The organism is Streptomyces sp. NPDC048612 (assembly GCF_043199295.1).
GTDB lineage: Bacteria > Actinomycetota > Actinomycetes > Streptomycetales > Streptomycetaceae > Streptomyces.
Genome location: NZ_JBICVV010000029.1, coordinates 16744 through 30760 on the forward strand (window position 1 = coordinate 16744; position 14017 = coordinate 30760).

A 14017-nucleotide genomic window follows, 5' to 3' on the forward strand; every position below is an offset into this window, starting at 1 on the left:
GCGAGGGCCGGCGGCCGCTCTCGCCGAGCGGGACTACGCGGTCACCCGCTGCCCTTCACCCGCGGCGGCCCGGAGCAGCACCCCGGTGAGCTCGTCCGGGACGGAGAGCATCGGCCAGTGCCCGGTGGCGAGTTCGAAGAAGCCCACCTGGGGCTCCGCGAGCACCTGGAAGCGCGGGTCCCCCGACCGCACCAGGGACTCGACCATGGCGATGTTCATCCCCGTGCCGGTACAGAAGACGCCGGTGCTGGGCAGCTCGGCGGCAGCCCCCGACAGCCGGAGCGGCTGGGTGAGCGTACCCAGCGGCTGCGGCGCGGCCAGGCGGACGAGCCGGGCCAGCGCGTCCGCGGGGACGTCCGCGACGCTGTTCCAGGCCTGCACGTCGGCGGGTGACGGCGGGGGAATCCGCCAGCCGTCCTCGGCCTGTCCGGCCCGCTGCCGCCACCTGTCGCGGACCACCGGATCGGGCTCGAACTCCTCCACCAGGCTGTGCACCGAGAAGCCGTCCATCGGCAGGGGCGCCGACACGTACACGATCCGGGACACCCGTTCCGGGCGCCGGTCGGCGGCGCCCAGCGCCGGAAAGCTGCCGTGGCAGTGGGCGACGAGCACCACCTCCGGCGCATCCACATGATCGATGAGCTGCACCAGATCCTCGATATGGGTCTCCAAGTCCGTTTCCGGGACCGCCAGATGGCGGCGGTCGCCCATGCCTGTGAGCGTCGCCGCGTGGGCCTCGGCTCCCCGCTCCCGCAGCCGGGCCACCACGTCCCGCCACAGCCAGCCACCCATATGACCGCCCGCCACCAGCACATACGCCGTCATCAACGCCTCCTCGCACAGTCCGGCCGCGCGGCCGGACCCCCGTTGACCCGGCCGCGCATGCCGCTACCGTAGGAACTCCCCCTGAGGGAGGTTCAAGGCATGACCGTGCCCGCGTCCCCGGACGGCATGTGGAGCATCGGCGAACTCGCCGAGCAGGCAGGCGTCACCGTCAAGACCGTCCGCTTCTACTCGGACCGCGGCCTGCTGCCCGAGGCCGGCCGCAGCGCCGGGGGCCACCGCCGGTACGGCCCCGGGGCCCCGGACCGGCTCCGCCTGATCCGTTCGCTGCGCACCCTCGACCTGCCCCTGCCGCAGGTCGACCGGATCGTCGCCCAGGAGGACACGCCGGGTGCGGCCGACGTCCTGGAGGACGCCGTCGCGGGGCAGCTCAGGGAACTCGGCACGCAACTGGCCTCCCTGCGCTGGCGGGAGGCCGCCCTGCACCTGCTCCGCGACTGCACCCCCGGGGAGCGCGCCGACCGCCTGCGCCTGATCGGTGCCGTGAACCTCCCGCCCGACACGGACGCCCTGGCCCGCTTCTGGCGGCACGTACTCCCCGCGCGGCTCCCGGCCCGCCTGCTCTCCACGGTGCTCGAAGCGGCGGTGCCGCAGCCCCCCGCCGACCCGACCCCGTCCGAGGTGCTGGTCTTCGCCCGGCTGCACGCCGTCGCCACCGACCGCCGCGTCGTCGACATCAACCTCCGCCGCCTCACCCGCCGGACCCCCGACGCGGCCTGCCGCCCGGCCGTCCTCTACGAAGGGCTGGTCGAGGCCTGTGCGCTCGCCTCGGCGGACGTACGGGACCGACGGCCCCCGTACGCGGGCGAGGCCCTGGACTGTTTCGTCGCCGCCCACGCCGGACTGCACCACACGCGGGACACCCCCGCCTTCCGCCGCCAACTCAGCGCCCAGCTGGGGCAGCTCGCGCACCCCCTCATCGACCGCTACTGGCAACTCGTCGGCGAACTCCCCTCCGCCTCCCGGCAGCCGACCATCGGCGCCACGGACGACTGGCTCCGCGCCGCGCTGGACGCGCAGGTCGCCTAGGAGCGGGCCGGTGCGGTGCGGGCGGCGGCCGGTGCCGGGGCCGGGAACCGGGGCGCTGCCGGGGCTGCCGGGGGCGGGCCGCCGCCGGGCCCGGTCCCTCCGACGGGCCGTCGGCAAAGGCAGGCACAAAGCGGGCGTAGCGTGTTCGGTATGACGAAGTACGGAAGCTTCCCAGGGGCGCGGCCGCGGCGCCTGCGCACGACCCCCGCCATGCGGCGGATGGTCGCGGAGCACCGGCTGCATCCGGCGGACCTGATCCTCCCGGCGTTCGTCCGGGAAGGGGTCAGCGAGCCGGTGCCGATCTCCGCCATGCCGGGTGTCGTCCAGCACAGCCTCGACACCCTGCGCAAGGCCGCCGCCGAGGCGGCGGCGGCCGGGGTCGCCGGGATCATGCTCTTCGGCGTGCCCGAGGACGCGAAGAAGGACGCCCTCGGCACGGCGGGCACCGACCCCGACGGCATCCTCCAGCAGGCCATCCGCGCGGTGCGGTCCGAGGTCGGCGACGCGCTCGTCGTCATGTCCGACCTGTGCCTGGACGAGTACACCGACCACGGGCACTGCGGTGTCCTGGACGCCGACGGCCGGGTCGACAACGACGCGACGCTGGAGCGCTACGCCGAGATGGCGCAGGTCCAGGCCGATGCGGGCGTCCATGTCGTGGGCCCCAGCGGGATGATGGACGGCCAGATCGGCGTCATCCGGGACGCGCTCGACCAGACCGGCCACGAGGACGTGTCGGTCCTCGCGTACACCGCCAAGTACACGTCGGCGTTCTACGGGCCGTTCCGGGAGGCCGTCGGGTCGTCCCTCACGGGCGACCGCAAGACCTACCAGCAGGACCCGGCCAACCTCCGCGAGTCGCTGCGCGAGCTGGCGCTCGACCTGGAGGAGGGCGCCGACATGGTGATGGTCAAGCCGGCGCTGCCCTACCTCGACGTGCTGGCGAAGATCGCGGACGAGACGGACGTACCGGTCGCCGCGTACCAGATCTCCGGCGAGTACGCGATGATCGAGGCGGCCGCCGAGAAGGGCTGGATCGACCGGGACAAGGCGATCCTGGAGACGCTGACCGGCATCAAGCGGGCCGGGGCGAACATGATCCTGACGTACTGGGCCACGGAGGTCGCGCGGGGGCTGTGAGGTCCCGGCGGCCCGTAGGGCGCCGCTGCTCCCGTCCCCGGTATCCGGGGGCGGGAGCTTTGCTGTGTGACGGTGACGTTTTGTCCGCCTGGTTCCGGGCACGCACCGGTTGTCAGGGAAGACCGCGACCGGACCGAGGAGCGAGTCACCATGACTGCCAAGCGCAAGATGCAGGCCAAGGGCGCCCAGGTCATCGGCGCCATGAAGGAAGTCGTCGGCAAGGCCACGCACAACCGCAAGCTGGAGGCCGAGGGCAAGGCGGAGAAGACCGCCGGCCAGGGCCTCGACGTGAGCGAGAAGACCAAGGACGAGGTGCGCAAGCGCTGGCCGTGAGGCCGGCCCTCCCCGTCCCCGGCCCGGAACGGCCAACGGCCCCGTACAGCACAACACCTGTGCGGTACGGGGCCGTTGGGCCGGTGCGGGTGGCCGGTGCGGCCCGCGCGCCGGTCAGAGGCGCTCGGGCGTCCGGATGCCGAGCAGGGCCATGCCCTGGTGGAGGGTGCGGGCGGTCAGCTCGCACAGGAACAGCCGGTTCGCGATCTGGTCAGCGCCGCCCTCGGCCTTCAGGACCGGGCACTGGTCGTAGAAGGTCGTGAACAGCGAGGCGAGGCTGTAGAGGTACGCGGCGACCTTGTGCGGCTCGTAGGCCGCGGCGGCCTCGGCGAGGGTCTCGCCGAACTGGTCGAGGTGCAGGCCCAGCGCCCGCTCCGCCGGGGCCAGCGCCAGCTCCGGATGCGCCGCCGGCGCCACGTCACCGGCCTTGCGGAAGATCGACCGGATACGGGCGTAGGCGTACTGGAGGTAGACCGAGGTGTCGCCGTTCAGCGAGACCATCTGGTCCAGGTCGAACTTGTAGTCCCGGCTCGGCGACGTCGACAGGTCCGCGTACTTCACCGCGCCGATACCCACCTGCGCACCGTTCTCGGTGATCTCCTGCTCGGTCAGGCCGACCGCCGCGCCCTTCTCGCGCACCACCGCGGTCGCCCGCTCGGCCGCCTCGTCGAGCAGGTCCTCCAGGCGCACGGTCTCGCCCGCCCGGGTCTTGAACGGCTTGCCGTCCGCACCGAGGACCGTGCCGTAGCCCATGTTGTGCGCGGTGACGTCGTCGCTCAGCCAGCCCGCCCGGCGGGCCGTCTCGAAGACCATCCGGAAGTGCAGCGACTGGCGGACGTCGACGACGTACAGCAGCGTCGTCGCCTTCAGGTCGAAGACGCGGTCACGGATCGCGGAGAGGTCGGAGGCCGCGTAGCCGAAGCCGCCGTCCGCCTTCTGCACGATCAGCGGCACCGGCTGGTCGTCCTTGCCGCGGATCTCGTCGAAGAAGACCACCAGCGCGCCCTCGGAGCGGACGGCGACGCCCGACTCCTCCAGCTGCCGCGCCGTCTCGGCCATCATGGCGTTGTACGCGGACTCGCCGACGATCTCGTCGTCGCGGATCTCCATGTCCAGCTTCTCGAAGACCGAGTAGAAGTAGACCTTCGACTCGTCCACGAACCGCTGCCACAGGTCGAGGGTCTCCGCGTCGCCGGACTGGAGCGCCACGACCCGCTTGCGGGCCCGCTCCTTGAACTGCTCGTCGGAGTCGAAGACGGCGCGCGAGGCCTTGTAGACGCGGTTGAGGTTGCTCATCGCCTGCTCGCCGTCGACGTCGGCCGCCGGGGCCAGCTCGCCGGGGTTCTCGATCAGGTACTGGATGAGCATGCCGAACTGGGTGCCCCAGTCGCCGATGTGGTGCCGGCCGATCGTCCGCTCACCGGTGAAGTCCAGCATGTGGCGCAGGGCGTCGCCGATGACCGCCGAGCGCAGGTGCCCGACGTGCATCTCCTTGGCGACGTTCGGCTGGGCGTAGTCGATGACCGTGACGCCGGGGTTCTCCTTCAGCGGGACGCCGAGCCGGTCGTCGGCGGCGCGCGCGGCCAGCGTCTCGGTGATCGCCCGGTCGGTGACCGTGATGTTGAGGAAGCCGGGGCCGGAGACCTCGACCTCCTGGAAGAGGGCGTCCTCGCCGATCTCCCCGACGACCTTGGTCGCCAGCTCCCGCGGGTTGCCCTTGAGCTTTTTGGCCAGCGCCAGCATGCCGTTGGCCTGGAAGTCGGCCCGGTCGCTTCGTCGCAGCAGCGGGTCGGCGGAGCCGGCCTCCGGCAGGGCTGCCGAGAGGGCGTCCGCGACGCGCTGGTGGACCGATGCTGCGAGGGAAGTGACCGAGGCCATGGAGATGAGCTCTCTTCCAGAGGGAGGTGTTCGCTGGAGCGGAAAGGGTTTGCCAATGAGTATCCCACGGCACTACCACTGATTTTCCGTCTGGGAGAATGGGCACCGTCAGGCTTTTGTGCGTCCGCGCGCAGGACGGCGCAATCAGGAAGCACCAGGAAGAGGAAGGGCCGATCGTGGCTCAGCAGAGCACCGAGACCGACTGGGTCTCCAGGTTCGCGGACGAGGTCATTGCCGAGGCGGAGCGCCGCGCCCCGGGCAAAGTGACATCAGGTGCCTCCGCACCGGTGGTCGTCTGCGCCTCGGGCCTGAGCCCGTCGGGCCCGATCCACCTGGGAAACCTCCGCGAGGTCATGACCCCGCACCTGGTCGCCGACGAGGTCCGCCGCCGCGGGTACGAGGTCCGCCACCTCATCTCCTGGGACGACTACGACCGCTACCGCAAGGTCCCGGCCGGCGTCGCGGGCGTCGACGAGTCCTGGGCCGAGCACATCGGCAAGCCGCTGACCTCCGTACCGGCACCGGCCGGCTCGGCGTACCCGAACTGGGCCGAGCACTTCAAGGCCGCGATGAGCGAGGCGCTCACCGAGCTGGGCGTCGAGTACGACGGCATCAGCCAGACCGAGCAGTACACCTCCGGTGTCTACCGCGAGCAGGTCCTGCACGCGATGAAGCACCGCGCGGAGATCGACGCGATCCTCGCCCAGTACCGCACGAAGAAGGCGCCCGCCAAGAAGTCGCAGAAGCCGGTCGACGAGGCCGAACTGGAGGCCGCCGAGGGCTCCGGCGCGGCCGGCGAGGACGACGGCAGCAGCGGCTCGGCGGGCTACTTCCCGTACAAGCCGTACTGCGGACAGTGCGCGAAGGACCTCACCACGGTCACCTCGTACGACGACGAGACCACCGAGCTGGCCTACACCTGCACCGAGTGCGGGTTCGGCGAGACGGTCCGGCTGAGCGAGTTCAACCGCGGCAAGCTGGTCTGGAAGGTCGACTGGCCGATGCGCTGGGCCTACGAGGGCGTGATCTTCGAGCCGTCCGGTGTCGACCACTCCTCGCCCGGCTCGTCGTTCGTCGTCGGCGGCCAGATCGTCCGCAAGATCTTCGGCGGCGACCAGCCCATCGGCCCGATGTACGCCTTCGTCGGCATCAGCGGGATGGCCAAGATGTCCTCCTCGCGCGGCGGGGTCCCGACCCCGGGCGACGCGCTGAAGATCATGGAGGCGCCACTGCTGCGCTGGCTGTACGCGCGCCGCAAGCCCAACCAGTCCTTCAAGATCGCCTTCGACCAGGAGATCCAGCGGCTCTACGACGAGTGGGACAAGCTGGAGGCGAAGGTCGCGGACGGCACGGTGCTGCCGGCCGACGCCGCCGCGTACTCCCGCGCCGTCCGCACCGCCGCCGGTGAGCTGCCCCGTACGCCGCGCCCGCTGCCGTACCGCACCCTCGCCTCGGTCGCGGACATCACGGCCGGCCACGACGAGCAGACGCTGCGGATTCTGAGCGAACTGGACCCGGACAACCCCGTCACCTCGCTGGACGAGACCCGGCCGCGGCTCGGCAAGGCCGAGCACTGGATCGCCACCCAGGTCCCGGCCGAGCAGCGCACCATCGTCCGCGAGGAGCCCGACGAGGAGCTGCTCGGCACCCTCGACGAACAGGCCCGCGGCTCGCTGCGGCTGCTGCTCGAAGGCCTCGACACGCACTGGTCGCTGGACGGTCTGACCACGCTGGTCTACGGCGTGCCGAAGGTCCAGGCCGGTCTGGAGCCGGACGCCAAGCCGACCCCGGAGCTGAAGGTCGCCCAGCGCGCGTTCTTCGCCCTGCTCTACAACCTGCTGGTCGGCCGGGACACCGGGCCGCGGCTGCCCACCCTGCTGCTGGCCGTCGGCGCCGGCCGGGTGCGCAAGCTGCTCGGCGGATGACGCGCCGCGCGGTGCCGCTGCCGGGGAGTCGTAGACACCCCGGTGCGGCCTCCGCCTGAGGGAGGAGCAGGGTTCGGCCCCGGGGACGAGGATTCCCGGGGCCGAACGCTTCAGGCTGAAGCCATGAGAGGGTTAATCGGCTTCATCATCATGATCCAGGGCGCGATGGGCTTCCTCGGGCAGGTCTTCTTCGACGGCGCCTGGGGGCTGCTGCCGCACTGGTTCCACCTGCCGTCCCCCGCCTACGTCGGCCTCTTCGCGGCCGGTGCGGCGCTCGCCGTCTGGGGCGACACGGCCAAGAAGCGCAAGCAGCAGCGGGCGAACTCCGGGGCGGTGTAGGGGCGTTGCCGGGGCCGGTCCCCTACGGGAGGTGTCCGGCCCCCGGTGTGCGGGTCACGCGATGTGCTCGTCCATCATCTCCGCGTTGAGGCGGTCGCTGAACTGGTCCATGCAGCGGTTCAGGTCCCGCGACTGGAGGCGCACCCCGTACTGCGCCTGCAGGTTCGCCGCGAACGCGCCCGGTGTGGGCATGCCTTCGCCCTCTATCGAGTGCCGGAACACCTGGTACAGCTCCTCGTCGGTCGGGGCCGTGACCGGTGCCTGGGCGGGCTGCGGGTCCGCGTCGGGGGTGCCCTTGCCGAGCGGGCGCGTGCCACCCGCCCCGGTCGGCACCGGGACCTGCGGCCCGGGCTCCGGCGCGCGCGGCGCGGGCACCGGGCCCTGCTCGGGCGCCGGCGCCTGCTGGTGCTCGTCGTACGCGAGCTGCTGCTCCTGCTCCGGGACGTACGCCGGGTCGTAGTCACCCTGATACGCCACCTGCTGCGGCGCAGCGAACCACTGGCTCGGCAGCTCCGCGGCGGGCTCCTGGGACTCCGGCTCCTCGGCCCTCGGCTCCTGGGGCCTGGGCTCCTGGGGCCTGGGCTCCAGGGCGGGTGTCACGGACTGCCGCGGCGCCGGCGTCACCTGCGGTTCGATGCCCGCCGCGGCGAGCCCCGCGGGAGCGGTCTCCGCCAGCGGCACCCCGTACCGCGCGAGCCGCAGCGGCATCAGGGACTCCACGGGAGCCTTACGACGCCAGCCCCGCCCGAAGCGCGAACGCAGACGTGCCTGGTACACGAGCCGTTCCTGCTCCAGCTTGATCACCGCGTCGTACGACCGCAGCTCCCACAGCTTCATCCGCCGCCACAACAGGAACGTCGGGACCGGCGACAGCAGCCAGCGCGTGAGGCGCACACCCTCCATGTGCTTGTCCGCCGTGATGTCGGCGATCCGGCCGACGGCGTGCCGGGCGGCCTCGACGGTGACGACGAACAGCACCGGGATGACGGCGTGCATGCCCATGCCCAGGGGATCGGAGGCCACGGCGGCGTTGAACGCCACCGTCGCCACCGTCAGCAGCCACGCCGCCTGCCGCAGCAGCGGGAACGGCATGCGTATCCAGGTCAGCAGCAGATCCAGGGCGAGCAGGACACAGATGCCCGCGTCGATGCCGATGGGGAAGAAGTAGGCGAAGCTGCCGAAGCCCTTCCTGACGGCCAGTTCCCGCACGGCCGCGTAGGAGCCGGCGAAGCCGATGCCGGCGATGACCACCGCGCCGGTGATGACCACCCCGATGAGTATCCGGTGTGTGCGTGTCAGCTTCAGTGGCGCGGCCACCCGAGAACCCCTCTTAGTCGGTCTGTTGCGAGCGACAGCCTGGCACACGCGTACGGGAGGGCGTGTGCCGGTACGGAGGGGGCCGGGTCACGATGAGGTTCCGGCCGGTGGCGGGCCGGGGTGCTTCACGTCGAGGGGGCGGCCAGGGGCCCGGCCCCGGACGGGAGGTGCCCCCGGCCGGGGCCGGGGGCACGGGAGGGGGAGGCCGGGGTCAGCCGTTGGTCTTGGTGGCGGCGCTGACGGCTTCCTTGGCGGCGGCCTGGGCCTTCTTGAGCAGGTCGGCGCTCTTGGGGGAGTCGGCGCCCGCCAGGCCGGCACCGTTGTAGTTGATCGTGACGACGATGTTGGAGGTGCGGGCGACGATCGTGGTGTTCTTGAAGTCGTTGTCCTCCTTCTTCACGTCGTAGGTGATCGCGGTCGCCTCGTCGCCGGTGCCGGAGGTCTTCACGGCCGTCAGCTTCTTGGCGCCCTTGGTGTCCTTGGCGTCGGTGACCTGCTTGGTGTAGAAGTCCGTGGCGCGCTTCTCACCGGAGCCGACGCCCGGGTCGGAGTCGTAGCGCTGGTAGCCGATGTCGAGCCAGCGGAACTGCGTGCCGTCGACCCCGTTCTCGTCGGAGCTGCTCCAGGAGCAGGTGCCGTGGGCGGAGTTGTCCGTGGAGGTGCCCCGCTCGCCGGCGTCGTCCTTCGCCTTGGGCAGCATCTTCTTGACGCTGTCCTTGGAGAACGCCGAGCACGGGTTCGGCAGCTTCTTGAACTTCGCCGGCGCGACGCTCGGCTTGGGCTTGGCGGAGCCGCTGGAGGCGGTGGAGGCGGAGGCGTCACCGGAGCTGTCGCTGTCCGAGCCGGAGCAGCCGGCGACGAGCAGCACCGGTACTGCTGCGCAGGTGAGAAGGCTGGCGAGGCGCTTGGCTGAACGGTGCATGGTTCCTTCGCTGTTCGTCGTCGTCAGGCCGGCGCGGGCGCACGGCCGTGGCGGGGTTCCGCCTTTCCTCCCGTACGGGCAGGGTCAGGGCCTGTGGACGATCCCCGGGCAGGCCCTTAGGGGGCACGGTACGCGGCGCGGCGAGCGGGTGACCGGTTCCGGCGGATGAGCGCAATGCCCAAACCTGGCGCATTTCCTCGTACTTGCCAATTCGGGCAATGCGTCTAATCCGGGCTATTCGCTGAGGCTGTCGGACAGCTCACCGGCCAGCGAACGGGCCTTGTCCTGCAGTTCCTGGCTGTCCGGCAGCTTCGCCTTGTCCGTGGACCACTGGTCGTAGGTGAGCGTCACGATGACGTTCGACGTGCGGAAGACCACAGTGACGTCGCGGTGCACGCCGGAGTCCGCTGTGACCAATTTGTCATTGAGGAAGGCCGCGTCCCCGAGGTCGTCCAGGACGCGCGGGGCGGTGGAGTCGCCCAGGCCCGCGCTGGGGTCCGCAGTGGGGTCCGCGCCGGCGTCGCCACTGGGGCTGGAGGCCGCCGAAGGGCTCCCGGAGGCCGCCGCCTCCCCCTTCTCGCCCTTGGCGTCCGGCGCGCTGTTCGTGGTGGTTCCCTTGCCCTGCTCCTTGCCCTTGCCGCCCTTCGAGGCGGACGGGCTCGGGCTGCCGGGCGAGGCGGAGCCCGCGCCGCCGGGCGGGATCTGGGCGTCCAGCTCCTTGCTGTCGTAGATCCCCTGCGCCTTGTCGTCATCGCTGACCGCGGCGTCGTACGACACCACGCGCTGGATGTCGAGGCCCAGGTGGCGGGTGCCCGCGGTGGTCTCGCGGGTCCAGCGGCAGCCGACGCGGCGGTCGGTGTCGTAGGTGATGTCCGGCTGGCCGCCGTAGATCTTCTTGGCGTCGGTGCGGGAGAGCTGCTGGCCGTCGCCGGGCAGCAGGTCGCGGAGGGTGCCGCGGGCGGGCAGCCCGCAGGCCTCGGGGAGGGTCTGGTAGCGGCCCGGTTCGGCGGCCTGGCTCGACGTGCTGGTGCCGCCGCTCTTGGCGTCACCGTCCTCGCCGTCGGAGCCGGAGCCGCCGGTGCAGGCGGTGAGGCCGGCGGCCAGTGCCGCGGCCACCACCAGTGCGGCACCGGGTACGAACGGCTTGCGTGGCATCGTTCGCGGCTCCTTCCCCTACGAAATGCGGTTGCCGCCGGTCGGCGGCCGATGGACACAATGTCTATCGCACGTCTTGCCGCGCACGCCGGTCCGCCGTCCAAGATCCGGTAGTTTGTCCGGCTTTTGCGTTTTTCATGAATTCGGGGGAATGAGGGAGTTATGTCGTACGTCGAGGTACCGGGTGCCCAGGTACCGATCCGGATGTGGACGGACCCCGCCACGGTCGAGGGCGTCGCGATGCAGCAGCTGCGCAATGTCGCCACCCTGCCGTGGATCAAGGGCCTGGCCGTGATGCCGGACGTCCACTACGGGAAGGGCGCCACGGTCGGCTCGGTGATCGCCATGCGCGGCGCGGTCTGCCCGGCGGCCGTCGGGGTCGACATCGGCTGCGGGATGAGCGCGGTCCGCACCTCGCTCACCGCCGACGACCTGCCCGGCGACCTCTCCCGGCTGCGCTCGAAGATCGAGCAGGCGATTCCGGTGGGCCGGGGGATGCACGACGACCCGGTGGACCCGGGGCGGCTGCACGGCTTCCCGACGGCCCGGTGGGACGACTTCTGGGCGCGGTTCGACGGGGTCGCCGAGGCGGTCAAGTTCCGTCAGGAGCGGGCCACGAAGCAGATGGGGTCGCTCGGTTCGGGCAACCACTTCATCGAGTTCTGCCTCGACGACGACGGGGTGGTGTGGCTGATGCTGCACTCCGGCTCCCGCAACATCGGCAAGGAGCTGGCCGAGCACCACATGGGCCAGGCCCAGAAGCTGCCGCACAACCAGGGCCTGGTCGACCGGGATCTCGCCGTCTTCATCGCGGACACCCCGCCGATGGCGGCGTACCGCAACGACCTGTTCTGGGCGCAGGAGTACGCGCGCCACAACCGCGCCGTGATGATGGCCCTCTTCCAGGACGTCGTCCGCAGGGAGTTCAAGAAGGCCCGGGTGACCTTCGACGAGGTGATCTCCTGCCACCACAACTATGTGGCGGAGGAACGCTACGACGGCATGGACCTGCTGGTGACCCGTAAGGGTGCGATCCGGGCGGGCAGCGGGGAGTACGGGATCATCCCGGGCTCGATGGGCACCGGTTCGTACATCGTCAAGGGCCTGGGCAACGCCGCGTCCTTCAACTCCGCCTCGCACGGCGCCGGCCGGAAGATGAGCCGGAACGCCGCGAAGAAGCGGTTCTCCACCCGGGATCTGGAGGAGCAGACGCGGGGTGTGGAGTGCCGTAAGGACTCCGGTGTGGTGGACGAGATCCCGGGTGCCTACAAGCCGATCGAGAAGGTCATCGATCAGCAGCGGGACCTGGTCGAGGTCGTCGCCAAGCTCAAGCAGGTCATCTGCGTGAAGGGCTGAGGCGGCGCCCGGCCCGTGAAGCGCCGGCTCAGGGGCGGCGGCCCGCCGTCGCGCCGCCGCCGGTGGCGACGCCGCCGCTCGGCCTGGGCGCGGCGAAGGGGGGCGTGTCCTGCCGGCAGGCCGTTCCGGGCGGCGGGAGGGTGCCGTCGATGAGGTAACGGCTCTCGTGGGCGTTGACGCAGCTGCTGGGGTTGGTCAGCGCGGTGTGCCCGTACCCGTGGTGGGTGAGCAGGCGGGCGTGGGCCAGTTCCCCGGCCAGGGCCTGGGCGCCCGAGTAGGGGGTGGCGGGGTCGTAGGTGGTGCCGACCACCAGGACGGGGTGTGCCGTCGGCCGGTTCCACGGGCCGCGGTAGGAGTTGGCGGCGAGCGCCGGCCAGGTGGCACAGGGCTCCGCGGCCCAGGTCCAGAAGCGTCCGGCCTCGCCCGCCCGCCGGGCGCTGAAGTCCTCCAGCGCGTGGTAGACGCCGGGGTCACCCGGATTGGGGCTGTCGCTGCAGAACACCGCGGCGGCCTGCTCGTCGCCCAGATACGGGTTCGGGTACGGGACCGGCGGCGCGGCCGGGAGCGGGGACGGCGCCGGAATCCGGCCCTGCCACAGGGCCTGCAGCCGTTCGGCGAGGTTCGTCCAGCCGGGGTGGAGGTGGTAGAGGCCGTTCACGACGTCACCGACGGTCCGGCCGTAGGTCCAGGTGCCCACGGGGTGCTCCCGGAGCCGCCGCAGCAGCTGGTCGAACTTGTCCCGGGTCGCCTTCGGGCCGCCGGCCGAGAAGGCGCAGCGGGCGGTGGTGGTCGCGCCGCACTTGGTGAGGAACTGGTCCAGGGTGGCGGCCGCCCCGAGGTCCGCGCCCATACGGAGGAAGGTCGTGAGCCGGGGCGCGGCGGAGGAGGCGTGGTTCGTCCAGGCCTGCGGGTCGATGCTGCTGTCGAGGACCATCGCGTGGACCCGGCCGGGGAACAGGTTGGCGTAGGTGGCGCCCAGGAACGTGCCGTACGAGATCCCGAGGTAGCTGAGCTGCGGTTCGCCCACTGCCTGCCGGAGCAGGTCGAGGTCGCGGGCGGTGTCGGCGGTCGACACATGGCGCAGCAGCTCGGGGTCCCGCCGTTCACAGCGCCGGCCCAGATCCCGGTACGCGGCGATCCAGGACGCCCGCTGCCGCGCGTCCACCGGGAAGCCGGCCGGTTTGCCGGTCACCCAGGCCCTGGCTTCCCCGGGTGTCGCGAAGCAGTTCACGGCGGTGCTGCTGCCGATCCCGCGCGGGTCCCAGCTGACGATGTCGAACCGCTCGCGCACCTCGCGCGGGAAGAGCGGGTAGAGCTGCGGCATCTGCACGGTGCCGGGCCCGCCGGGGCCGCCGGGGTTGAAGAAGAGGGTGCCGATGCGCCGCCGGGGGTCGGTCGCGGGCCGCTTGATGACGGCCAGCTCGATGGTGCGGCCGCGGGGGTTCCGGTAGTCCAGCGGTACTCGCGCGCTGGCGCAGTCGAAGGCGCTGCCCCGGACGCAGGGGCGCCACTCCAGCCGCGGGGCGCCCGCCGATGGTGACGGCGGGCCGCCGGCCGCGGCCGGGTCCGGCCCGGTCAGTACCGCCGAGCAGGTCAGCACGGCGGCGACGGCCGCGGCGCGACGCCTGCGGCCCGTTATCGGCCCGGATATGAGCATGCCTCGTCCCTCCACGGCTGAGCGTCCGATGCCGCCCAGGTGCGGGACGCCGGCACGCATCCGGTGTCCACGACACCCGGGTCCGGCCCGGTGCGCGAGCCGGCCGCGGCCGAATGGCCGAGC

At 71.8% G+C, this 14017-nt stretch carries 12 protein-coding genes; 6 read left to right on the top strand and 6 right to left on the bottom strand.

Annotated features, from left to right (window positions below):
- Positions 1-33 precede the first annotated feature (33 nt).
- The gene (locus tag ACGFN2_RS31585) at positions 34-825 is read right to left on the bottom strand and encodes an alpha/beta fold hydrolase (RefSeq protein ID WP_393366083.1); all 792 of its coding nucleotides are present in this window, start codon (positions 823-825) and stop codon (positions 34-36) included.
- 99 nt (positions 826-924) lie between these two features.
- Here ACGFN2_RS31585 and ACGFN2_RS31590 point away from each other — a divergent pair, with 99 nt between their 5' ends.
- The 3 genes from ACGFN2_RS31590 (at position 925) to ACGFN2_RS31600 (ending at position 3345) form a co-directional block, all read left to right on the top strand.
- Positions 925-1872, top strand: coding sequence for a MerR family transcriptional regulator (locus ACGFN2_RS31590; protein WP_393366085.1), 948 nt, complete (start codon positions 925-927; stop codon positions 1870-1872).
- Between the two features lie 150 nt (positions 1873-2022).
- Positions 2023-3012, top strand: coding sequence for a porphobilinogen synthase (gene hemB, locus ACGFN2_RS31595; protein WP_362609100.1), 990 nt, complete (start codon positions 2023-2025; stop codon positions 3010-3012).
- A gap of 150 nt (positions 3013-3162) precedes the next feature.
- Positions 3163-3345, top strand: coding sequence for a CsbD family protein (locus ACGFN2_RS31600; RefSeq protein ID WP_042155638.1), 183 nt, complete (start codon positions 3163-3165; stop codon positions 3343-3345).
- Positions 3346-3459: 114 nt separating this feature from the next.
- On the opposite strand, the gene argS is transcribed toward ACGFN2_RS31600, so the two are convergent.
- Positions 3460-5223 (bottom strand): arginine--tRNA ligase, encoded by a 1764-nt coding sequence (gene argS, locus ACGFN2_RS31605; protein ID WP_393366088.1) that lies wholly within the window; start codon positions 5221-5223, stop codon positions 3460-3462.
- A gap of 176 nt (positions 5224-5399) precedes the next feature.
- On the opposite strand from argS, the gene lysS reads away from it, so the two are divergent.
- On the top strand, positions 5400-7148 hold the full coding sequence (gene lysS / locus ACGFN2_RS31610) for a lysine--tRNA ligase (protein WP_362609104.1): 1749 nt from the start codon (positions 5400-5402) through the stop codon (positions 7146-7148).
- 123 nt (positions 7149-7271) lie between these two features.
- Positions 7272-7487 (top strand): hypothetical protein, encoded by a 216-nt coding sequence (locus ACGFN2_RS31615; protein ID WP_362609105.1) that lies wholly within the window; start codon positions 7272-7274, stop codon positions 7485-7487.
- A 54-nt stretch (positions 7488-7541) separates the two neighbouring features.
- Here ACGFN2_RS31615 and ACGFN2_RS31620 read toward each other — a convergent pair whose 3' ends face one another.
- From ACGFN2_RS31620 to ACGFN2_RS31630, 3 genes are all read right to left on the bottom strand, one after another.
- Entirely contained in the window at positions 7542-8804 is a 1263-nt protein-coding gene (locus tag ACGFN2_RS31620) for a DUF2637 domain-containing protein (RefSeq protein ID WP_393366091.1), read from the bottom strand.
- A gap of 211 nt (positions 8805-9015) precedes the next feature.
- Positions 9016-9726 (bottom strand): DUF3558 domain-containing protein, encoded by a 711-nt coding sequence (locus tag ACGFN2_RS31625; protein WP_362609107.1) that lies wholly within the window; start codon positions 9724-9726, stop codon positions 9016-9018.
- Positions 9727-9960: 234 nt separating this feature from the next.
- The gene (locus ACGFN2_RS31630) at positions 9961-10881 is read right to left on the bottom strand and encodes a hypothetical protein (RefSeq protein WP_393366093.1); all 921 of its coding nucleotides are present in this window, start codon (positions 10879-10881) and stop codon (positions 9961-9963) included.
- Positions 10882-11043: 162 nt separating this feature from the next.
- On the opposite strand from ACGFN2_RS31630, the gene ACGFN2_RS31635 reads away from it, so the two are divergent.
- Positions 11044-12237, top strand: a complete 1194-nt coding sequence (locus tag ACGFN2_RS31635) for an RtcB family protein (protein ID WP_362609110.1) — start codon at positions 11044-11046, stop codon at positions 12235-12237.
- A 28-nt stretch (positions 12238-12265) separates the two neighbouring features.
- Here ACGFN2_RS31635 and ACGFN2_RS31640 read toward each other — a convergent pair whose 3' ends face one another.
- Entirely contained in the window at positions 12266-13894 is a 1629-nt protein-coding gene (locus ACGFN2_RS31640) for an alpha/beta hydrolase (protein ID WP_393366095.1), read from the bottom strand.
- Positions 13895-14017: the final 123 nt, after the last annotated feature.